At 41.0% G+C, this 20,403-nt stretch carries 17 protein-coding genes and 2 tRNA genes; 14 read left to right on the forward strand and 5 right to left on the reverse strand.

Going from position 1 to position 20,403, the window contains the following annotated elements; translation table 11 throughout:
- Nucleotides 1–54: 54 nt before the first annotated feature.
- The gene (locus LKO28_RS12115; RefSeq protein ID WP_227695156.1) at nt 55–891 is read left to right on the forward strand and encodes a hypothetical protein; all 837 of its coding nucleotides are present in this window, start codon (nt 55–57) and stop codon (nt 889–891) included.
- 24 nt (nt 892–915) lie between these two features.
- Here the strand turns inward: LKO28_RS12115 and LKO28_RS12120 are convergent, their stop codons facing one another.
- Nucleotides 916–1,413: an ABC transporter substrate-binding protein gene (locus LKO28_RS12120; RefSeq protein WP_227695157.1), complete on the reverse strand. Its 498-nt coding sequence runs from the start codon at nt 1,411–1,413 to the stop codon at nt 916–918.
- Nucleotides 1,414–1,515: 102 nt separating this feature from the next.
- Between LKO28_RS12120 and LKO28_RS12125 the strand changes: the two genes are divergently transcribed.
- Together LKO28_RS12125 and LKO28_RS12130 are read left to right on the forward strand one after the other, a co-directional pair.
- Nucleotides 1,516–1,839 carry a YbaB/EbfC family nucleoid-associated protein gene (locus LKO28_RS12125; protein WP_227695158.1) on the forward strand — a complete coding sequence of 108 codons (324 nt, stop codon included), beginning with the start codon at nt 1,516–1,518 and terminating at the stop codon, nt 1,837–1,839.
- A gap of 25 nt (nt 1,840–1,864) precedes the next feature.
- Nucleotides 1,865–2,551, forward strand: a complete 687-nt coding sequence (locus LKO28_RS12130; RefSeq protein ID WP_317206630.1) for a metal-dependent hydrolase — start codon at nt 1,865–1,867, stop codon at nt 2,549–2,551.
- Between the two features lie 44 nt (nt 2,552–2,595).
- Here LKO28_RS12130 and LKO28_RS12135 read toward each other — a convergent pair whose 3' ends face one another.
- Nucleotides 2,596–3,456 carry an N-acetylglucosamine kinase gene (locus LKO28_RS12135; protein ID WP_227695160.1) on the reverse strand — a complete coding sequence of 287 codons (861 nt, stop codon included), beginning with the start codon at nt 3,454–3,456 and terminating at the stop codon, nt 2,596–2,598.
- Between the two features lie 584 nt (nt 3,457–4,040).
- On the opposite strand from LKO28_RS12135, the gene rho reads away from it, so the two are divergent.
- Nucleotides 4,041–5,537, forward strand: coding sequence for a transcription termination factor Rho (gene rho / locus LKO28_RS12140; RefSeq protein ID WP_227695161.1), 1,497 nt, complete (start codon nt 4,041–4,043; stop codon nt 5,535–5,537).
- Between the two features lie 68 nt (nt 5,538–5,605).
- Nucleotides 5,606–6,286, forward strand: a complete 681-nt coding sequence (gene pssA, locus LKO28_RS12145) for a CDP-diacylglycerol--serine O-phosphatidyltransferase (RefSeq protein WP_227695162.1) — start codon at nt 5,606–5,608, stop codon at nt 6,284–6,286.
- Between the two features lie 13 nt (nt 6,287–6,299).
- Here the strand turns inward: pssA and LKO28_RS12150 are convergent, their stop codons facing one another.
- Both LKO28_RS12150 and folK read right to left on the reverse strand, forming a co-directional pair.
- A complete protein-coding gene (locus LKO28_RS12150) occupies nt 6,300–6,650 on the reverse strand; it encodes an Hpt domain-containing protein (RefSeq protein WP_227695163.1) in 351 nt (116 codons plus the stop codon).
- Nucleotides 6,631–7,143: a 2-amino-4-hydroxy-6-hydroxymethyldihydropteridine diphosphokinase gene (gene folK / locus LKO28_RS12155; RefSeq protein WP_227695164.1), complete on the reverse strand. Its 513-nt coding sequence runs from the start codon at nt 7,141–7,143 to the stop codon at nt 6,631–6,633. The genes LKO28_RS12150 and folK overlap by 20 nt, the downstream gene beginning before the upstream one ends.
- A gap of 84 nt (nt 7,144–7,227) precedes the next feature.
- On the opposite strand from folK, the gene sppA reads away from it, so the two are divergent.
- Both sppA and LKO28_RS12165 read left to right on the forward strand, forming a co-directional pair.
- On the forward strand, nt 7,228–8,994 hold the full coding sequence (gene sppA, locus LKO28_RS12160) for a signal peptide peptidase SppA (RefSeq protein ID WP_227695165.1): 1,767 nt from the start codon (nt 7,228–7,230) through the stop codon (nt 8,992–8,994).
- Between the two features lie 80 nt (nt 8,995–9,074).
- Nucleotides 9,075–10,265 carry a phosphoglycerate kinase gene (locus LKO28_RS12165; RefSeq protein WP_227695166.1) on the forward strand — a complete coding sequence of 397 codons (1,191 nt, stop codon included), beginning with the start codon at nt 9,075–9,077 and terminating at the stop codon, nt 10,263–10,265.
- A 57-nt stretch (nt 10,266–10,322) separates the two neighbouring features.
- Here the strand turns inward: LKO28_RS12165 and LKO28_RS12170 are convergent, their stop codons facing one another.
- A complete protein-coding gene (locus LKO28_RS12170; protein WP_227695167.1) occupies nt 10,323–13,133 on the reverse strand; it encodes a hypothetical protein in 2,811 nt (936 codons plus the stop codon).
- Between the two features lie 652 nt (nt 13,134–13,785).
- On the opposite strand from LKO28_RS12170, the gene mgtE reads away from it, so the two are divergent.
- The 7 genes from mgtE to LKO28_RS12205 all read left to right on the forward strand — a co-directional run bounded on the left by mgtE (nt 13,786) and on the right by LKO28_RS12205 (nt 20,356).
- Nucleotides 13,786–15,159: a magnesium transporter gene (gene mgtE / locus LKO28_RS12175; RefSeq protein ID WP_227695169.1), complete on the forward strand. Its 1,374-nt coding sequence runs from the start codon at nt 13,786–13,788 to the stop codon at nt 15,157–15,159.
- 128 nt (nt 15,160–15,287) lie between these two features.
- Nucleotides 15,288–15,361, forward strand: a tRNA-Asn gene (locus tag LKO28_RS12180).
- A 170-nt stretch (nt 15,362–15,531) separates the two neighbouring features.
- Nucleotides 15,532–15,605, forward strand: a tRNA-Asn gene (locus tag LKO28_RS12185).
- Between the two features lie 187 nt (nt 15,606–15,792).
- Nucleotides 15,793–17,073: a phage integrase SAM-like domain-containing protein gene (locus LKO28_RS12190; protein ID WP_165438719.1), complete on the forward strand. Its 1,281-nt coding sequence runs from the start codon at nt 15,793–15,795 to the stop codon at nt 17,071–17,073.
- Nucleotides 17,074–17,307: 234 nt separating this feature from the next.
- On the forward strand, nt 17,308–17,760 hold the full coding sequence (locus LKO28_RS12195; protein ID WP_099371737.1) for a MarR family winged helix-turn-helix transcriptional regulator: 453 nt from the start codon (nt 17,308–17,310) through the stop codon (nt 17,758–17,760).
- A 52-nt stretch (nt 17,761–17,812) separates the two neighbouring features.
- The gene (locus LKO28_RS12200) at nt 17,813–19,120 is read left to right on the forward strand and encodes a TolC family protein (RefSeq protein ID WP_214649548.1); all 1,308 of its coding nucleotides are present in this window, start codon (nt 17,813–17,815) and stop codon (nt 19,118–19,120) included.
- Between the two features lie 78 nt (nt 19,121–19,198).
- Nucleotides 19,199–20,356 (forward strand): HlyD family secretion protein, encoded by a 1,158-nt coding sequence (locus tag LKO28_RS12205; RefSeq protein WP_099371736.1) that lies wholly within the window; start codon nt 19,199–19,201, stop codon nt 20,354–20,356.
- Nucleotides 20,357–20,403: the final 47 nt, after the last annotated feature.

The raw sequence follows: 20,403 nt of genomic DNA on the forward strand, positions 1-20,403 counted from the left end.
GAATACAGCGCTTTTTACGTAAGTTTGAGTATTCTATATTAAACGAGGTATCTAATGGCATATACAAAGGAATCCATATTTTCAAAAATTGGCGAGTTATTGGTTGAGATTAATGATGCATACACAGTGTTATCAGATGATAATATCGTGAAATCGGATGAAGATTTGCTGTTAATGGATGCGAAAGTTAGCTATCTGAGCGCTCACATACAGGTGTTACGGAGATTATCAGTAGCAACGGAAAAAGAAAGCTTAGCTGTTGAAGAGAAGGGATTTACACCTCCTGTATCCTTGGATGGTGAGGAGGATATACAGCCTGTTTACGACGAGATTCAAGAGGTAAAGCAGGATGAGCAGCAGTCTGTTTATGAAGCGGAAGAGGAACCTGTAGTGTCCTCTGTATCTGAAAGCTCGGAAACGCAGGCGGACGCAGTAGAGGAGGAGCAATCGCCGATAGAGACTGTTGTGAATGAGGTCGTCGAAGAACCTAAAGAAATCGAATTAGAAAAAACGCAAACAATATCTCAGACGGAAGAAGAGCGGCCTGCACGACCGCTGACACTAAATGAAATCCTGCAGAAACAACGACAGACAGCGGCGTCACCTGTTTCTAGCCCTGCCACCAGCCCATCGGCAGGAGGAGATAAGGATAGAGTAGTTGATCTTAAGTCTTCGATCAGTTTAAACGACAAACTGTTGTTTATTAAAGATTTATTTAACGGGTATTCCTTAGCGTATAGTGAAGCGATAGAACTTTTGAATAGATACGTTACGTTTGCTGAAGCGGATGCTTTTCTGCAGACAAACTATGCGCTAAAAAATAATTGGGCGGATAAACCGCAAACTGTCGAGAAGTTATACGCGATTTTGAGGAAGAAATTTATGTTATAAAAAAACGGGCAGGATGCCCGTTTTTTATGCAATATCAAATTGGACCCAATCGGTTCCTTTGTGTCCGTAAATGAAATATTTTGGTTGTATAATTTCAGCACATATCTCCGTATCGTGTAGGAAATTATGCGGATTTTTGCCGAAATCTGTTTTTTGAATAATGAAAATATGATTGGATTCCACAGCAGTTGTTCTGCTTAAAATTTCGTCTTGAATGAGTTCGGGGACCGCCGTATAAAGTTTGTTGTTTTCTTGAACGAGAATCAATATAGAGGGGTTTTCATACTTCTCTGTTAGCAATTTTCCTCCCGCAATAGCGACGCTTTCTACTATTTGTTCATTAATGAGCGGCTCGAAGCCCGTTTGTTGGGCTAGTATAAGCACCGTTGGTCGTTGGTCTTGGGAGATAAACTTTAGTTTATGGATAAGAATATTAACCTCTTCCTGTAGATGTTCGGCCTGATCGGGGGCTGACTGTAGCATGTTTTCGAATAAGGTCGTGTAAAAATTAAGATGTTGCATGTATTGTACGCTCTTTGTATTGGTGCAAAGTTAATTCTTTGTTTTCACTTTTGACGCTGTGGCAAGGATTTTGTAAATTGCCACTTAAAAATAAAATAAATTATGTTTGACAAATTGTTTCAAGCCCAGCAAAAAGCAGAAGAAGTGAAGAAGCGTTTAGATAGTATCTCGGTACTAGGCGAAGCAGAAGGCGGAAAGGTAAGAGTTGTGGCTTCAGCTAACAAAGAAATAAAAGAGGTCAAGATCGATAATGCATTTCTTGATCAGCTTCAAGATAAAGAGGAGTTAGAGGAGCTGTTGGCCGTGGCTATAAATAAAGCTCTACAACAAGCAGAAAATGTTAGCCAATCCGAAATGCAGGCAGTATCCCAGGATTTACTAGGTGGGGTCGGAGGTTTAGGGAATTTATTCGCCGGTAAAAAATAACATTCCAAGGAAGATAAAATAAGATATGATGAAAGCTACTTATTACGGACAATCCTGTGTAGAATTTGACTTTGATGGGCACAAAGTTTTAATAGACCCTTTTATAACGCATAACCCGTTAGCAAAAGATGTCGATGTGGATATTTTACAACCTGCTTATATTTTTTTGACGCATTGCCATCAAGACCATGTCGCAGATATGAAATATATTCAATCTAAAAGTGGGGCTAATGTAGCCGCTATTGTAGAGACTGCAGCGTGGGTGAGAAAGCAAGGTGTTCCCGATGATAAGGTTATTGAATACAATTTTGGAGGAACACTTTCTTTACCGTTTGGAAGGGCTAAAATGGTGTATGCACTGCATACTAACAGTACGCCGGAAGGGGAATATGCTGGAATGCCGGTAGGCTACGTTTTTTTCGTGGGCGATAAGAAAATTTACTTTGCGGGTGATACCGCTTTGACATTGGAGATGAAACTTTTGGAAGGCTTACAGTTGGATTGGGCCTTTTTACCTATCGGTGGACATTACACGATGGATACGGAGGACGCGATCAAAGCGGCTGGATTTATCAATTGCACCAATATAATCGGTATCCATTATGATACGTTCCCACCTATTCGTATCGATACGGAAGGGGCGAAGCAAAAATTTGAGGCAAGCGGACTACGGTTATATCTGCCAAAGATCGGTGAATCGGTTAAACTATAATATAATAAGCAACGGTCGCTAGTTGGCGACCGTTGCTTATTATATTATTGACTCTTCTTTGCTCGGTTGATGTGGTATTCCACTAAATCATCTATAGGAGAGCGTATAATCTTTCCCACCTTCATACCATAACGTGTAGCCGTTTCTTTTAATATGTCTCGGAAATTATAAGCTACTGACCCGATGCAATTAAAAGAATATGCTTGATAATTTGGATATTTACTGACTAGATTTTTAAAGAATGTATCAAATGCTTCTTCTACGATCCCTTTTGTGTATTCCGTGTTAACATTGTTGTCGTATACAAATTTGCTGAAACTAGCACAGAAGCGGTTGGCCAACGGCTTTGTGTAGACATTGTCCATTATTTCGTCTGGAGTGAGTTGATACGTTTCAAAAAATAGTTTTTCTACAGCTTTAGGCATGAGTCCCCGGATAAAATCGGTTAGCAATTTCTTTCCCATATACCCTCCACTACCTTCGTCTCCCAATATGTAGGCAGCAGAGTCAATGTTATGAGTAATTTTCTCTCCATCATAAATACACGTATTAGTTCCGGTTCCCAGAATGGCAGCAAAGCCAGCTTCATGTGCGAGTAAAGCACGAGCAGCGGCAAGCAGATCATGACCTGCTTCTACCTTGGCATTTGGAAAAACTTTCTGCATAGCCAACTCTACAATTTTAGTTTTTTCTTCGTTATGTACTCCGGCTCCGTAATAATTTACCTCGGTAATCTTTTCAAAAGGTAACTCGTTAGGTAGTCCTTTTTTTAACGAATTAACAATGTATTCACTGTCGACAAAATAGGGATTATAGCCCTCTGTGTTGAAATATATCTTTTTGTTTGAGTCATCTAACAAACACCAATTTGTTTTTGTCGAGCCTCCGTCCGCGATGATTATCATTATAGATTTGGTTTATTGTGTTATGTTTTGTTGCTAAATTAATTTTTACTTTATGCTTTTTCGAAAATACGTGTTTATGTTTAAAAACAAGAATTTTAAATGCTAAAAAGATAAGTGTCGTTAGGATATTTATTCAATTTTTTGCTTTAAAAACCTTCTGTAACAAGTTTTAAAAGCGGTTTTTGGAGTATTTGTTCTTTTAAAAAAACATAGTGTATTTTGTACAATATGGATGTTGTTATTCGTCACGGTTTTATTTGTGCAGTTACAAATAAAACAATTACAGATTTTGATCGTTATAATAGAGGATGTTCTTAAGAATATTGGAAGCTCCTTTCGGAAAGAACAGACCGCTTCACGAAAATATTTTACAAATATTATTTGAATATACAAATCTTATGTTATTTTTGTGCCAATTCTCAGATTTATCCTAGAGAGAGGCAAATAGCTTGCGTTATGGCGGTAGAATGATTATGTGCCGCTGTTATATTGTTAGCACATCTAAAAATAGAATAGCATTTGCTGAAAAATGTAATTGGATGAATTCAACAAAATAAAATCCTATATCTCATAGTAAAAAGTTAATGGATATTAATGCACTAAATACCAAACTCGTGTCAGAGTTACGCGAGATTGCAAAAGTACTGGGCATCACTGATGCTGATAAATTGCGTAAGCAGGAGTTAATAGACCGTATCACTGTAATAGCAAAGCAATCCATCGAAGAAGGTAGCTCCGAAAGCACTGAAGTCGACACTCCAGCAGCAGAACGAACAAGAAAACGTGTTAGAACGTTAAAGACTGAGCCAGTGGCGGTAACTACACGTGCGGCGGTGGCGGACGTATCGTCAAAAGTAGAGGGTAGTTTGCCAGCAGAGAACTCATCGGACTTTACTGTTGCGAGCGATAAAGAAAGTTCCGCAGCCGGTAAAACAGAGGTCCCGTCTTCGGTACTTCCGACAGATTTTGATAACGTTATTGTTAATGAAGGTGTTTTGGAAATTATGCCAGACGGTTATGGTTTTTTACGTTCGTCTGATTATAATTATTTGACCTCCCCGGATGATATTTATGTGTCACAATCTCAAATTAAATTATTTGGATTGAAAACAGGTGATAATGTTCGAGGATCCATTCGTCCCCCTAAAGAAGGTGAAAAATATTTTCCATTAGTTCGTGTAGAATCTATTAACGGTCAGAACCCGGCCGAAATTCGGGATCGGGTACCATTTGATTACTTGACACCGTTGTTCCCGGACGAAAAACTAAATTTAGATTTAGGAGCGGGAAATCACTCAACACGTATTATGGACTTATTTACGCCTATTGGTAAAGGTCAACGTGGATTAATCGTAGCACAACCTAAAACGGGTAAAACAAACCTTTTAAAAGAGGTAGCGAATGCTATTGCAAAGAACCACCCGGAGGTTTACTTAATTATCTTATTAATTGACGAGCGTCCGGAAGAGGTTACCGATATGGCTAGAAACGTACGTGCTGAAGTGATTTCGTCTACTTTTGACGAACCGGCAGATCGCCACGTGAAGATTGCTAATATTGTGTTGGAAAAAGCAAAACGTATGGTTGAATGCGGGCATGATGTGGTGATTTTGTTGGATTCCATCACGCGTTTGGCTCGTGCGTATAATACCGTAGCTCCTGCGTCAGGAAAAATTCTATCCGGAGGGGTAGATGCGAATGCGTTGCATAGACCGAAACGCTTCTTCGGAGCAGCTCGTAATATCGAAAAAGGTGGATCCTTAACCATTCTAGCAACAGCTTTGACGGATACGGGTTCTAAGATGGACGATGTGATTTTTGAAGAGTTTAAAGGAACAGGTAACATGGAACTTCAGCTTGATCGTAAATTGGCTAACAAGCGTATTTTCCCAGCGATCGACCTGACTGCTTCGAGTACACGTCGCGATGATTTGCTGGTAGATCGGGATACTTTACAACGGATGTGGGTATTGCGGAATCACTTAGCGGATATGAATTCGACGGAAGCAATGGAGTTTTTGTTAACGCAAATGCGTGGTACGAAATCAAATGAAGAGTTTTTAATTAGTATGAATAGCTAATTCCTTCAATATTTTCTATTTTTAAGCCATCCCTTGCTCACAAAGGATGGCTTAAATTTTTTATAACTGTGAAGAAACATATACCCAATATTTTGACTTGTCTCAACCTGTTTAGTGGTTGTCTCGGCGTTTTATTCGTTTTAGAAGGTGATTTTATGTCGGCATTTTACTGTGTGCTTGTCTCGGGGATATTTGATTTTTTTGACGGCATGGTCGCGCGCCTTTTGCGTGTAAGATCAAATATTGGGAAAGAATTAGACTCATTAGCGGATGTGATAAGTTTTGGTTTTTTGCCGGGAGCAGTTTTATATATGCTCTTGGCCGAATCTACAGATCATGATTATCTTCCCTATTTAGGTTTTATTATTACCGCATTTTCAGCATTGAGATTGGCGAAATTTAATGTTGATGAGGAACAGACGTCAGAGTTTATAGGGCTTAATACACCGATGAACACCTTTTTCATTATATCCCTACCTTTTATTGGTCAGCTGTATCCAGCTTGGATATATCAACCTTATATATTACTTGCTGTCGTTGGATTGGTCAGTTTTCTGTTAGTGTGTAATATTCGTCTGTTCAGCATGAAATTATCTTCCCTCGCATGGAGCGAAAATAAGTTCCGATACCTTTTCTTAGCGGTTAGTGTTATTCTTTTGCTTGGCTTAGGTGTTTTAGCCTTGCCGGCTATTCTACTGGCTTATTTTGTATTCTCCCACTTACATTTCCGTTTTCTGCGTAAAGAGTAGGATGCTCTTTAGTTTACAATTTGTTGCGATAATCGGAAATTTCCAATAATAGTATATGGATCTCCTTTTCGATATCTGTCCAGATGGCGAGGATCTCGGCTGTTTTGACCTCCGTCTTAGCGCCATTTTCTAACTGTTGTAGTTTTTCGCGTAAAGCGTGTGCTCCTATATATTCCATAGTCGGCTTTATGTGGTGTGCTTGATTCGCTATTGCGCTGTAGGTGCCTGCTAATACAGCATCCTTTAAAACTTGGATATCTTTGGGTATCTGGTCTCGGTAAAGGTCTAAAAACTGCAAAACGAGTTCCGCGTTGTGCATCAGATTCTCCTGGATAATAGAAGGTTTAATCAATTTGTATAGCATCGTCGCTTTGTTGAGTATAAGGTTGGACAATAAGGGGGTCTTTGCATTGCGCTAATAAGTCTGTCGTCGTCATTCCCAACTCGGGGTGGACAAATGCAGGTGCAATTTCAACAAGAGGTACTAACACGAACCTCCGTTCAGGTAAATGGGGATGAGGTACAATTAGGCGTTCATGATGGATGTTTGTATTGTTAAAATATAGGATGTCAATATCGATTACTCGAGCCCCCCATTTGGTTAGTCGCAAACGACCCAATCTATTCTCAATAGACTGTATACAGTCTAAGACACTTATGGGCGGAAGGGGTGTGGACACTAAAACGACTTGATTAAGAAATGTCGGCTGTTCGGTGACCCCCCAAGCTTCCGATTTATAGATTGATGAACAAGCTTCTACCTTTCCTACCTGGTCTTGGATTTCTTGTAGAGCCTGTGCTAATTGCGAAGGGGGATCGCCTATATTCGCACCCAATAACAAAAACACTTTATTCATCCTTTAAAGATAAAGCTTATATTTAAAATTGCGAATTCTTAAAAAGAAACCTTTAAATTAGAGGCGAAGAAATGGAAAACAGCTATGAAGTCTTTTTTTAAATATGTCCTTGCGACTGTTACAGGGACGCTCCTTGTGCTTGTCGTTTTATTGATTGTGCTTATTGGAGTTATCACCGCTACAGTTAGTAATGTAGGCTCAAAAGATGAGGTTTATATCCCGTCTAGTGCTGTATTGCATGTTTCGTTAGCCCATGACATCCCCGAGCGCACGACATCAAACCCTTGGGAAAGTATGAACTTGCCGGGTTATGGAGAGATGAAATCGTTGGGTCTAAACGATATCCTCGCCCGTATCGCGGAAGCAAAGACGGACAACCGGATAAAAGGAATATATCTTAACCCTACTTATGTCAACACAGGCATGGCTAGTCTCCGTGCGATACGAGAGGCGCTCGTCGATTTTAAATCGTCTGGTAAATTTATTATTGCTTATAGTGATCTTTATACGCAAAAAGCGTATTATCTCGCGTCTGCTGCAGATGAAATTTATATGAATCCGGAGGGGTCTTTAGAGTTTAAAGGGCTTTCGGCTTCCGTGGTATTTATGAAAGAGGCGCTAGATAAAATGGGGGTCGAGATGCAGGTAGTCAAGGTAGGAACGTACAAGTCGGCTGTGGAACCCTTTATCCTGAACGAGATGAGTGCAGCTAATAGAGAACAATTGTCAGCCTATCTGGGAAGTATGTATGCCGCATTTCTCGAAAATGTATCCGATGGCAGACAAATTCCTGTCGATACGTTGAAAGATATAGCTAATCGTTTCTTGATAAGAAACGCCGATGATGCGGTACATTATAAATTTATCGATGATAAGTGCTATAAAGACGAGGTGTTTACAAAATTGAGAGAACGCTTGAAGATAGAAGAAAAGAAAGACCTTCCCGCTATCTCCTTGTTAGATTATAGCAACGAAGAAAAGACAAGCACACAAGGCGATCGCATCGCCGTGTTATACGCCTATGGCGACATCGTTGACGGTGAAGGAGGAGACGGGGTTATTGGAGGAGATAAATTCTCCAGAGAACTTCGAAAACTACGTCGGGATGATCGGGTTAAGGCGGTGGTATTGCGGGTGAACTCACCAGGTGGTTCTGCATTAGCATCGGACATTATTGCGCGTGAAGTTGAGTTAACGAAGGAAGTAAAACCTATCATGGTGTCCATGGGTGACTACGCCGCTTCGGGAGGTTATTATATTTCGGCAATGGCAGACTCTATTTTTGCAGAAAAGGAGACACTTACAGGTTCGATCGGTGTATTTGGTCTGATCCCTAACTTGCAGGGATTGCTCAATAATAAATTGGGAATACGTATGGATGAAGTTAAAACGGGGAAATTCGCAGATTTGATGACCTCAGTGGACCGTCCGTTAACAGGTGAAGAGCAGGCTATTATACAAGCGGAAGTCAATCGGATTTATAATACCTTTACGAATAAAGTAGCTACGGGTAGGAGGCTACTTGTGTCGACGGTGGACAGCATCGGGCAGGGGCGAGTATGGACTGGAAGCCAGGCATTGGAAATTGGGCTCGTGGATGAAATCGGAAACCTCGATCGAGCAATAGCGGCCGCCGCCACAAAAGCGAAACTGAAAAGCTATAACGTCAGGTATTATCCGACATTGAAGGATCCTTTTGCGTCATTGTTTAGCACATCGAGAGAGCGAATAAAGATGTGGATGTTGGACGACGAGTTAGGCGAATATCGACAATATGTTAAGCAGCTACGTGACGTATTGCGTTCCTCCGGGGTACAGGCACGAGTGCCTTATAAGGTAGAAATAAGATAAATAGCTGAAAGTATTCTTACTTTTTTCTATATTTAACGCAAGGTTTAACGATAAAACATTATACGTAAATAAAAAAATATATGAAGACTATTGATGATTTAAATTTCTCTGGAAAGAAGGCGTTGATTCGTGTAGACTTTAATGTTCCTCTGGATGAGAATTTTAATATTACAGATGATAACCGTATACAAGGAGCAACACCCACGATTAAAAAAATTTTAGGAGATGGGGGGGCTGTCATACTTATGTCTCATCTTGGACGTCCCAAGGAAGGTCCGACAGACAAATATTCATTAAAGCATATTGTTCAACATCTTTCAAAGGTATTGGGTGTGGACGTGCAGTTCGCTTCGGACTGTATTGGAGAAGAGGCTACGCAGAAAAGTGCCTCATTGAAGGGTGGAGAAGTATTGCTGTTAGAAAACCTACGTTTTTATAAAGAAGAAGAAAAAGGGGATGTAAGTTTTGCGGAAAAATTGGCGAAATTGGGTGATGTATACGTCAATGACGCTTTTGGTACCGCACACCGTGCACACGCTTCTACGGCTATTATTGCGCAGTTCTTTCCGAATGATAAATATGCGGGTTACTTGATGGCAGCCGAAATAAACAATGCGGAAAAAGTACTTAACAAACCTGAACGTCCGTTTACGGCAATTATGGGAGGGGCGAAAGTTTCGGATAAAATTCAGTTGATCGAAGCACTCTTGGATAAAGTGGATAATTTAATTATCGGGGGAGGAATGGCTTATACCTTCGTGAAAGCGCGTGGGGGAGAGATCGGTAAATCGTTGGTAGAGTTAGATAAGCTAGATCTAGCCAATGAATTAGTTAAAAAGGCTGATGAAAAGGGTGTTAATCTCGTGCTCCCAACGGATGCGCAAATAGCAGATAGATTCGCTAATGACGCGGATACCTATAATGGAGCGAACGATCAAATTCCCGCTGATAGAGAAGGGTTAGATATCGGTTTGGATTCTTCAGAACACTTTGCAGAAGTTATTAGTGCGTCGAACACCTTGCTATGGAACGGGCCGATGGGGGTCTTCGAATTTGATACCTTTGCTAAGGGTACAAAAGCTGTTGCGGATGCGGTTGTAAAAGCTACAGAACGTGGTGCGTTTTCACTTATTGGTGGGGGTGATTCTGCGGCTGCGGTTTCTAAATTCGGCATGACTGAGCATGTCAGCTACGTCAGTACTGGCGGTGGCGCATTGTTGGAATACATGGAAGGCAAAGTATTGCCGGGTGTGAAAGCATTGGAAGACTAACAACAACATATATTATAGTTGAAAAACAGGGCAGGCTAATTAGTCTGCCCTGTTGTTTTAGTAACTGTAACTCAGTCCAAAAGTAGGTACAATTTTAGTTGGCGCTGTCTTGTCATTGATGTAAGTGACCTTTGCAGACACGTTGACGTCAGGCAGTACATATCGGAATACATTGCAGTCTGCCGAGACGCCTATACCGAAACTTTTTGGGGTTAAGCTGCTATGGATATTTTGAAAGTCTGAGAATAACAGGCCTTGGAAACGTTTGATGTAGGCAAGGGAGCCAATGCTCCAATCCGGATAGAAAAGAGGAAGCCTGTAATTTGCCATCGCGGTGTTATTTACTATAGGTGAATTAAAATGTCCCCATCCCGATACCATCGGGATATCATACGTTCCTAAGTAGATTCCGTTGTGGTGCTGTGCAGCAAATCGGAGTTGTAAGCTGTGATTCGACCCAAGGCCGGGAAAATAGAAATTCGTGCGTAGCGATAGTATTTCTCCTGCTAAGTCCTTTTCTAAAGGGAGGTGTCTATACGTGAAGCTGATGTTTTGTCCCCAGCGGGGAGCCAGGTCCATTTTGCTTCGCATGCTATTTCTATTGATATACACTTGGTAGTTTAGCGGGAAAGCGATCACATCAGTGAAATTTTTCAGTTTTAGACTGGTGTTATAGCGTTTGGTATAAGACGTGCCGAAACTAAAGCCATAACTATATACGGTGTTTTGCCGATATATAGAGAGTGGGATAGACATTTCGAAAACCGCATGATGATCGCGATAGTCAAACATTACGATGCTTTCCGGAGCACTGCCCGAAACCGCGTTTCCCACCATTCCGCGGTTCGCGTAACGCGCGGTAAACATGGGTAAATAACGCTTATAGGAAATTTCAGCAGAATAGCGGCTTTTTGATATATTGGGGTCATATTCATAACCAAGCTTGATTTGGGTAGTGTTCAATATATCATTAGATAACCAGAAAATTCCTGGGATGTAGTCGTCAAAACTTTCAAAATTAGTGCTGCTAATAGATAAGCTGTGAAAATTGATGATATGTGCGCTAGGATTGTAGTCGCTAATCGTCATGGGGGAAGCCGACGAATCCGATAAGCTCTCGGGGTGTAGGTTTTCCAATGTAGGGGAAACATATGGAGGGGGGGAGGAGTTTATTTGCTCGCTGGTAGCAAGCGGAATTTCTTTTTGCGCAAGTTTATGCCCGTTAAACGCATAATTATTATAGAGTAGCTGTCCATTCGTGCCAATAGATGGGTTGAACGCACCGAACGCCGCGTTTGTGAGTTTACGAGGCCCCATTCTATCGCTCCATAGGTAAATATTATCGATGCCATCGTCGTGAGCTTTGAAGATGACATCATTGTTATGATATAATGGTCGTTCTAGTTGTTGGTGGCCCCAAGGAAGAAGAAAACGATGTGCTCGCGTTGCGAGGTTGAATTCTACGAGGTTTGTGCCCTGCTCAGCAACGACAATCGCCACGACCTTTTCTCCTGAAGCATGATATTTTGGCTGTTGTACGTGCATGTCATGAGGGGCAGGGAGGCTATCCAATACCTGGCCTGTTTTAGCGTGTAGAACAACCAGTCTGCTCGTATTGGATGGTGTGACTTCGACGACGACAATCTCGTCAAGCATAGGATGAAATGCGGGTGAGTAATAGCGCGATGCTTTTGTCAGGGTCTTGGTTCGGCCCGTTGTCATATCATATACATTGATAACGTTGTACGTTTGTTTACCAAAACGAGGGTGTTTGCGATACTCGTCCCAAACGATTTCTCGTTTTCGAAGGTGAAAATAGGGCGTTATCTGTAGGCCGGTTTTTACGATACCGGTTTCATTTCCTAGGCTATCTAGGCGTTTGATTTCAGGGACAGCAACGGGGGAGGACTTAAGAACGTAAAGCTCCTGGTCCGCATTCATCTGCGGAAGTAAATAATCGCTAGGGAAGCGGCTTTCTTTGATTGGTAGATTTGAAGGATCGGGTGCAGCGGGAGATTCCTGTTTCCATTTGCTGGCCAGTTCGTGGATGGTGTTATTGAAAATTTCGCTCGGGTACTCGCCCGAAATCTTTTCTACTGCGCGGCGAAAATTAAAAGGCCGAAACAGTTTGCCGCGCATATCCGTCATTATTTTTTCGTGAACATCAATGCCATGATGGTTGGTCACGTAGCTACTCATGAAGAAGCCGATGGTATAGTAAGACGGGATATTGTCTTTGAACGAGCCGAGTACATATTTGTTGAAATCATACGATTTTCCGGAGAGAATGTTTGCACGTAGGGGCATTTCCCAGGATGGCAACCTTCCTCGGCCTCCATCACTATAGAGGGTTTCAACTTGTACGGCATCGCCTTCAAAATACCAGGCGGGCAGGTTTAAACCGTAGAGTGCGAAAGCGAGCTGTTCGAAAAAAGGTGCTTGTAGTTTTCCTGTCAATTTGTCAAACTGCGCTACGTGTCGAAGTTCATGCAGTGCAAGATTTGGTAGCCATTCTTGATTGTCTGCAGTCGAAGAAGGGACGGGGAATAGTTCTGATTTTCGAGGGGCGAGTTGTACAAAGCCGTTTTGTGTAAGATGGTTTCCCTGTAAAACTAGGGTTATTTTCGGAGGAGAATTTTTTAAATCCCGATGACTTTGCTGCTGTAGGAGAGGAAGTTTTTCTGCCAATTTTTTCGCTGCTTTTTCAAACGGTTGAGGGAAGATTAGACGGAAGTTTTGCGTGTCAATCTGCCGCCATTTTGTTGATGAATGAGCTTGTTCATTCTCAATAATCTGGCCTAAAGATTCGTGTGATGTTATAGATGATATGATTAATGTTATTAAGCTGATAAACAGTTTTTTGTTCATTTTATTATGTGACTATATCTATGCTTGCTAAAATATTTAGTTTATTTTGTTTGTTTTATTTTATGTGTATGTTTACATTTATGTTGTAATGTGTATGATATATAGAGTTTTGTGTTTTTTAAATTATGTCTAGAGATGACTAAATTTAAGGGTGTATGTGCTGTTGAAAGAGTGTTCATGATGTTGGATAAAGTAGTTTACGTGTTGGGTGTGGATATCAAATCCATTTGCAATATAGAATAAAAATATTAGATTTCTGTCTCTCGTCTGTCGTTTCCCTTGGTGGTAAAAAATAGGCTTATCCTAGAAATAAAAAAGCTGACGTGGAAAAGCTGCGCGTGTTAAATATATATCGTTAGCTCGTGACAGAAACCTTAGTGACGAACGTGAACATTTGCATGGGTTGTGCGTGTTGTTTGGCAGCAAGGGAGGTGCAGTGTGCCGCTAATAGAGCGGGTGAAAGTAGGTTTTTTATTAATGACATATTGTCGCTTTGTCATGAAGGTGGTTTGATGGTCCATTGCGGGATGAGGTCCGGATAGATCATTTTGTACTCGAAAAAAGTATTAGTTATTTCCAATTAAAAAGGCGACTTTTGCTCCGACAAAAAACAACAGAATACCAATGTAGGACATATAAAATAGGAGGGTTTATGGAAGAATTAGAAATGCAGATAGAGCTTGTGGAAAGTTGGATCGAATCAGGCGACACCGGCCAGCTGCAGGATTTTCTAAACGAGCAAAACATCTCGGACGTTGAAGAGTTGATCGATGTGCTTCCAGAACATGCCGCCCTATTTATCGAAATACTGAATATAAACCGAGCGGTCCGCGTCTTTGGTATTCTAGACTTCCCGACGCAGGAACGGATATTTAAAAAGTTATCAGCGAACAAAGCGCGCGAATTAGTTAACGAAATGCCACCGGATGACCGGACTTCATTTTTCAGTGAGCTGAAAGGGGACGTCGTAAAGCACCTCATTATCATGCTTTCGCCGGATGAGCGTAAAGAGGCCTTATCTCTTTTAGGTTATCCGGAAGATAGTGTGGGACGGTTGATGACGCCCGATTACATTACGGTGAAGCCTCACTGGGATATTACGCGCGTGCTAGATCACGTAAGGCGTTATGGAAACGCTTCTGAAACTATCGATGTATTGTATGTGATCGATGCGGAGGGACGTTTGATGGATGACCTGCGTATTCGGGATATCCTAATCGCGGATCCGGAAACAAAAGTCGAAAGCTTAATTGATAGTCGCTTGATTTCGTTGAATGCGAATGATCCGCAAGAGGAGGCGGTCAACGTCTTTAGGATGAATAATAGAGTCGCTCTTCCTGTGGTTGATGAACAGGGGATTATGTTAGGGATTGTAACGATAGATGATATCCTATGGGTTGCGAATGAGGAGTATACCGAAGATATACAACGTATCGGGGGAACAGAGGCTTTAGATGAGCCTTATCTAGATGTCTCGGTATTCCATCTTGTTAAAAAGCGGGGAGGATGGTTAATCGTACTTTTCCTAGGTCAGCTACTTACTTTTAATGTGTTGAAACATTATGAGGATCGGCTGTCCACTATTTTAGTGTTGCTGATGCCCGTGATTATGTCGAGTGGAGGTAATAGCGGCTCACAGGCCTCGACACTGATTATACAGGCGATGGCGATGGGAGAGGTAGCTTTGCGAGATTGGTGGCGTGTTATGCGGAGAGAGATTCTTTCCGGATTATTTTTGGGGCTTATTTTAGGTATTTTGGGATTTGCCCGTATTTCCGTTGATCAAGCTTTTAGCGGTGCATATGGGGACGTATGGATATTATACGCGTTAGCAATAGCATTTTCTCTTGTGGGGGTAGTTATGTGGGGTTCGCTTATCGGAGCAATGTTACCATTTGTCTTGAGGCGGTTGGGGGCTGATCCGGCGAGTTCTTCTGCCCCTTTTGTATCAACGTTGGTTGACGTAACAGGGCTCATTATCTATTTCACGATCGCGACGATTATACTGGGGGGTGTAATCTTTTAAAAAAATCGTGTTGGGTGTGAGAGAGTTGTGTTTTTGTTCTCAAAAAGATTTGCAGAGTTCATCAAAACTTCCGATAATTGCACCACCGAAAAGGGATAATAACCCCAGGATTTCGGGGTAGACAAAATTCCTCAGTAGCTCAGCAGGTTAGAGCATCTGACTGTTAATCAGAGGGTCGCTGGTTCGAGCCCAGCCTGAGGAGCAAAGCCACGGATTGATCTCGTGGCTTTTTTTGACATTTTGAATGTGTGTTGGACACAGTGAACTGATGAAGTATTTGTGGAAGGTTTTTTATTTTTTTTTGAATATTGAAAACGAAACTGTATCTTTGTAGCACTTCAAAAACGCATAATGTTTGTTTAAGTAAAGTATTCCTGAATAGCTCAGCAGGTTAGAGCATCTGACTGTTAATCAGAGGGTCGCTGGTTCGAGCCCAGCTTCAGGAGCAAACAAAAAAAGCTGTTTTTCGATAAGAAAAACAGCTTTTTTGCTTTTTAAACGAGGATTAGAGACATCTTCGCTTGGCCGATCGGGTTCTCCGGTTCGGTGTGATTTACATAGTTTTTTGTTGAACTTCACGTCATTTTGTTACAAATATGTAACAGAAATTCTGGCGTGCTTAAGGAAAAAATTATGGCAACCGTAAGCGCAAAAATTTATGAACATCACAAGAAAGCTGATGGCACTTACAATGTGAAAATCTGTGTCTATCACAAAGGTAAAAGAAAGTACATTGACACGACCCATTACGTGGTCAGAAAGCAACTGACCAAAGATTTCAAGATCAAAGATCCGTTTGTTGCGGATGTCGTCGAGCGACAGTTGCGGGACTGCCGAAAAACGATCAGCGATCTGGAGACAAAGCTCGACCATTTCTCTGCGGAAACCCTGCGGGATTTTCTAAGGGATATGGATGAAGATGTTGATTTCGTTAAATTCTGTGACGAGCATATCAAGGGACTAAAAGAGGTTGGAAGAATCAAGAGCGCAGAAAATTTCAATGTTGTGCGTAACAGTCTCGTGGACTACTTCAAGACGGACTCCTTTTCTATAAATCAAATTCATTACACGATGCTCCTGTCGTATGAACGCTACTTGAAATCCGAACGTACCATGACCCGAATAAATCAATTTGGCAATCCTGTCACGACAACGGTAAAAGGTGTGAGCAGTTCGGCGGTACATAACTATATGCGAGACCTCCGCACCTTGTTCAACGGTGCAAGAAACCGTTACAACGAAGAGGATATTGGTATATTCCGCATCAAGCATTATCCGTTCAAAAAATACAAGGTCGGTTCGCCACCGCCACGGACGAAAGAGAAGCACAACACCCTTGCAGAAGTTGTGGCTATCAAGAATTGTGTTACAAAATCCGGTAGCCGTGCAGAACTTGCCAAAGAACTGTATATGCTTTCGTTTTATCTCTGTGGTACAAATGCTGTAGATTTTTATCAGATAGGCCAACAGAACATCAGAAACGGACGGCTTGAATACAACCGTTCAAAAACTACGGAACGGAGAAAGGACAATGCCTTTATCAGTATCAAAATCACGGATGAAGCGAAACCCTTATTGGAAAAGTATATCGGCAAGCTGGCAGCACGTTATTCCACTATCGGATGCCTGAACAAAGCTTTGAGCAAAGGAATGGAGCAGGTATGCCGTATGACGGGGCTGGCGGGCGTAACATTCTATTGGGCAAGGCACACCTTTGCCAATACCGCAAGGAATGATTGCCGTATGTCCAAAGATGATGTAGCCCTTGCACTGAACCACGTTGATGAGGGCAACCGTACAACTGATATTTATATCGCCAAGGATTGGAAGATTGTGGATGATGTGCAAGGGAAAGTCATTGCACGGCTAAGAAAAGCTGAAGCAAAGCTGATGGGAATCCTTTTTTTGTTGTAAAAATTGTGTAAAACGTTACGATTAAGGAACTAAAAATACTAGAGGTCAATGATAAATGTGTTAAAATAGGATTATTTTGCAGATAGAGTTTATCCCAAATAATGGTTTTCTAATCTTTGTCTTCTGTTCACTAAATCAAGTTTACAATTACTACGACTGATAGAAAACAGTTCGATATAAAACTTTTTTTTAGAAAATAGTTTGAATTCAAATTATTTGTTTTACATTTGCACAATGAAAATTAAAGAAGCTACAGAAATAGCTAAAATAGCAGAATTGATGGAAGTTATGCGGGATATCCGGAAAGCTTTGTATTTACATTTTTCACAGAAAGTGAAGGAATACAAACTCGATGTTACTATGGAAATGCTTGAGGTACTGTATGTTCTGTGGAATAAAGACAATGTCAATCAACAGGAAATCGTTGATAAGACAAACCGAAATAAGGCAAGTCTTACTTCGTTGATTGATAATTTGACAAATCGTGGTTTGGTTGAAAGAAAACCTGACCCGACCGATAGACGTAATAATTTGATTGTATTGACCGAACAAGGTAGAAGCTATCAAGAAAAATTAATTCCGATTCTCGATGAAGTATATCAATCTTTTCAAGTGGATATTTCTGCTGAAGAAATGAGTAATACAGTTGATATACTCAATAAGATGCGTAATAGAATTAATGACTAAGTCTATTTTTTTGAATAAATAGTTTGAATTGAAACAGTTTAATATAAAATTAATGAAGATTAGAAAATTAGGTCCGATGCTGATAGCAGGTATATTGTCGATAAGCACAATGTACGGACAGGAACGCAAGATTTCTGTGGATGAATTGTTTGAGCTTGCTAAAGAAAACCACCCAAATCTGGCAGTGTCAAAAGCAGATATTGATATTGCAAGGCAAGGTGTTGAAGTTGCTAAAAACGCACAACTTCCTTCATTCAGTGCCGGATTGCAAGCATATTATTTGGGCGATGCACATATCATCGACAAAGATTTTTCCAACTCTACACGAGTAGATATGCCGCACTTCGGGAATACGTTTTCCGTGGAGGCAAGCCAATTGATTTGGAAAGGTGGTTTGGTCAAAAATGGTATCAAAGCGCAAACTTTGCAAGAGGAATTGATGGAGCTCAATTATCAATCGAACGAGCAGAATATCAAACTTTTGGTCTTGGGTTATTACTTGGATTTGTACAAGTTGCTCAATCAAAAAGATGTCTATCAACAGAATATCCAGTTGGCAGAGCAACGTATCGACAACATCAATAAGTTTTTTAACGAAGGAATGGTCACTCGGAATGATGTTATCCGTGGCGAATTGCAATTGTCTAACCTCAACTTGGCATTGCAAGTAGTAGAAAATAACCGTCAAATACTCAATAAACAGCTTACCACGGCGTTGGGATTGCCAGAAAGTACACAAATTGTGCCTGACGAAACCTTGCTGAACGACGTTCCAAAAGCATTGTTGATGGACGATTACAGAACGTTTGCTCAGAATCATCCAACGGTATTGATGACCAAAAAGGCGGTGGATATTTACGAAACTTCCGAAAAAATTGCACGTGCAGATATGATGCCTTCACTTTCGGCATTTGCAGGGAATCAATTGGCTCGCCCGATTACGACATCTTCGCCTGTGTTAGATATGTACAACCACGGTTGGAGTGCCGGACTTTCGCTGAATTTCAACATCGATGCCCTATACAAAGCACCGAAGAAAATGAAGCAGGCACGTTTTGAAAAAGACAAAGCTGTTGCTCAGGCAATTGAAACTGAACAAATGATTGATGTTGCTGTGAATGCCGCTTATGTCAAATACAACGAGGCATTGACGCAAAACAACACATTGGGTACAAACAAAAATTTGGCAGATGAAAATTACAGGATTATGAACAGTAAATACAACAATCAGTTAGCGATTTTGCTGGATTTGATTGATGCAAGTAATCAGAAATTAGATGCGGAATTGCAGTTTGCCAATTCGGAAATCAGTATTGTATATGCATACTACAAATTGTTGAAAGAAAGCGGGAATTTGTAAAAAGAAACAAAGAGTAAGGAATTAAGATAAAATAACAAGGATAATATTTCCCATTTGGGGATTTAAATAAATACTAAAATGTCAGAAAATACAAATAACAACCAAGAAAACACACCGCAAGATGTTCAACAATCTGCGGAAACGAGAAAGGAAAACAAGCAAAAGTCTAAGCAGAAAAAGACCAAAATCCTCAATATTTTTATACTTATTTTGGTTTTGGGTGGGCTTTATTTTGTAGTAAAAACTTATTTCAATGTTGGGAATGATAAATATACCAATGCTGCACAGGTAGAGTCGTTCATCAACCCGATTAACACACGGGTTTCAGCGTATATCAAAGAAATTCATTTTGTAGAACATCAATACGTGAAAAAAGGCGATACCTTAATGATTTTGGATGACCGTGAAATCATCACACAATTAGGACAAGCAGAGGCAGCTTATATGGCGGCTGTAGCATCTAAAAATGCGACGTCAACTTCGGTCAAGACAGCAGCCAACAATGTCAATACGGTCGGTGCAAATGTGGAAGCAGCTAAAGCAAATATCGAAGCGACCAAAGCACGGTTGTGGAATGCCGAGCAAAACTTCAACCGTTACCAAAACTTATTGGAAGACGAAGCTGTAACTCGCCAACAATTCGACCAGATAAAATCGGATTTCGAGGCACAAAAAGCACAACTGGAAGCTCAGATTTCACAATATCAATCTGTGATTAACTCCAAAACGACGAGCGAATTGTCGGTAAACGAAGTGCAGGCAAGATTAAGTATGAACGATGCCGAAATCAAACGTGCCGAAAATGCGTTGGAAATGGCAAAGCTAAATCTTTCGTACACCGTGATTACCGCTCCACACGACGGAATAATGGGTAGGAGAACTGTTAATGTCGGACAATTGTTGAATCCAAGTCAACAGGTCGCTACGATTGTAGATACAGAAAACATTTGGATTACGGCAAATTACCGTGAAAAACAAATGGGTAATGTAGAAATCGGCGGTTTGGCTACTATCAAAGTAGATGCCTTGGGCGGAAAAGCCTTTGAAGGAAAAATTACCGCAGTTTCGGGAGCTACTGGAGCAAGATATGCAGCTGTTCCGGTAGATAATTCAACGGGTAATTTCGTGAAAGTACAGCAACGTATTCCTGTTCGTATCGAATTTACTGAAAACAATAAACCCGAAGAAATCAAGCAACTTCGCACCGGTATGAACGTGGAAGTAACATTGAAATAGTTAACTCATCACTCCTCCCTCTCCTTTGGAGAGGGTTGGGGTGAGGA

Source organism: Sphingobacterium sp. FBM7-1, from assembly GCF_020687765.1.
Taxonomy (GTDB): domain Bacteria; phylum Bacteroidota; class Bacteroidia; order Sphingobacteriales; family Sphingobacteriaceae; genus Sphingobacterium.

Excerpts from the sequence above, each read along its gene's own strand:
- LKO28_RS12165 (WP_227695166.1), top strand. The coding sequence starts at position 9,075 with ATGAAGACTATTGATGATTTAAATTTCTCTGGAAAGAAGGCGTTGATT.
- LKO28_RS12120 (WP_227695157.1), bottom strand. The coding sequence starts at position 1,413 with ATGCAACATCTTAATTTTTACACGACCTTATTCGAAAACATGCTACAG.
- sppA (WP_227695165.1), top strand. The coding sequence starts at position 7,228 with ATGAAGTCTTTTTTTAAATATGTCCTTGCGACTGTTACAGGGACGCTC.
- mgtE (WP_227695169.1), top strand. The coding sequence starts at position 13,786 with ATGGAAGAATTAGAAATGCAGATAGAGCTTGTGGAAAGTTGGATCGAA.
- LKO28_RS12190 (WP_165438719.1), top strand. The coding sequence starts at position 15,793 with ATGGCAACCGTAAGCGCAAAAATTTATGAACATCACAAGAAAGCTGAT.
- folK (WP_227695164.1), bottom strand. The coding sequence starts at position 7,143 with ATGAATAAAGTGTTTTTGTTATTGGGTGCGAATATAGGCGATCCCCCT.
- rho (WP_227695161.1), top strand. The coding sequence starts at position 4,041 with ATGGATATTAATGCACTAAATACCAAACTCGTGTCAGAGTTACGCGAG.
- LKO28_RS12130 (WP_317206630.1), top strand. The coding sequence starts at position 1,865 with ATGATGAAAGCTACTTATTACGGACAATCCTGTGTAGAATTTGACTTT.
- LKO28_RS12135 (WP_227695160.1), bottom strand. The coding sequence starts at position 3,456 with ATGATAATCATCGCGGACGGAGGCTCGACAAAAACAAATTGGTGTTTG.
- LKO28_RS12150 (WP_227695163.1), bottom strand. The coding sequence starts at position 6,650 with ATGCTATACAAATTGATTAAACCTTCTATTATCCAGGAGAATCTGATG.
- LKO28_RS12205 (WP_099371736.1), top strand. The coding sequence starts at position 19,199 with ATGTCAGAAAATACAAATAACAACCAAGAAAACACACCGCAAGATGTT.
- LKO28_RS12200 (WP_214649548.1), top strand. The coding sequence starts at position 17,813 with ATGAAGATTAGAAAATTAGGTCCGATGCTGATAGCAGGTATATTGTCG.
- LKO28_RS12195 (WP_099371737.1), top strand. The coding sequence starts at position 17,308 with ATGAAAATTAAAGAAGCTACAGAAATAGCTAAAATAGCAGAATTGATG.
- LKO28_RS12125 (WP_227695158.1), top strand. The coding sequence starts at position 1,516 with ATGTTTGACAAATTGTTTCAAGCCCAGCAAAAAGCAGAAGAAGTGAAG.
- LKO28_RS12170 (WP_227695167.1), bottom strand. The coding sequence starts at position 13,133 with ATGAACAAAAAACTGTTTATCAGCTTAATAACATTAATCATATCATCT.
- LKO28_RS12115 (WP_227695156.1), top strand. The coding sequence starts at position 55 with ATGGCATATACAAAGGAATCCATATTTTCAAAAATTGGCGAGTTATTG.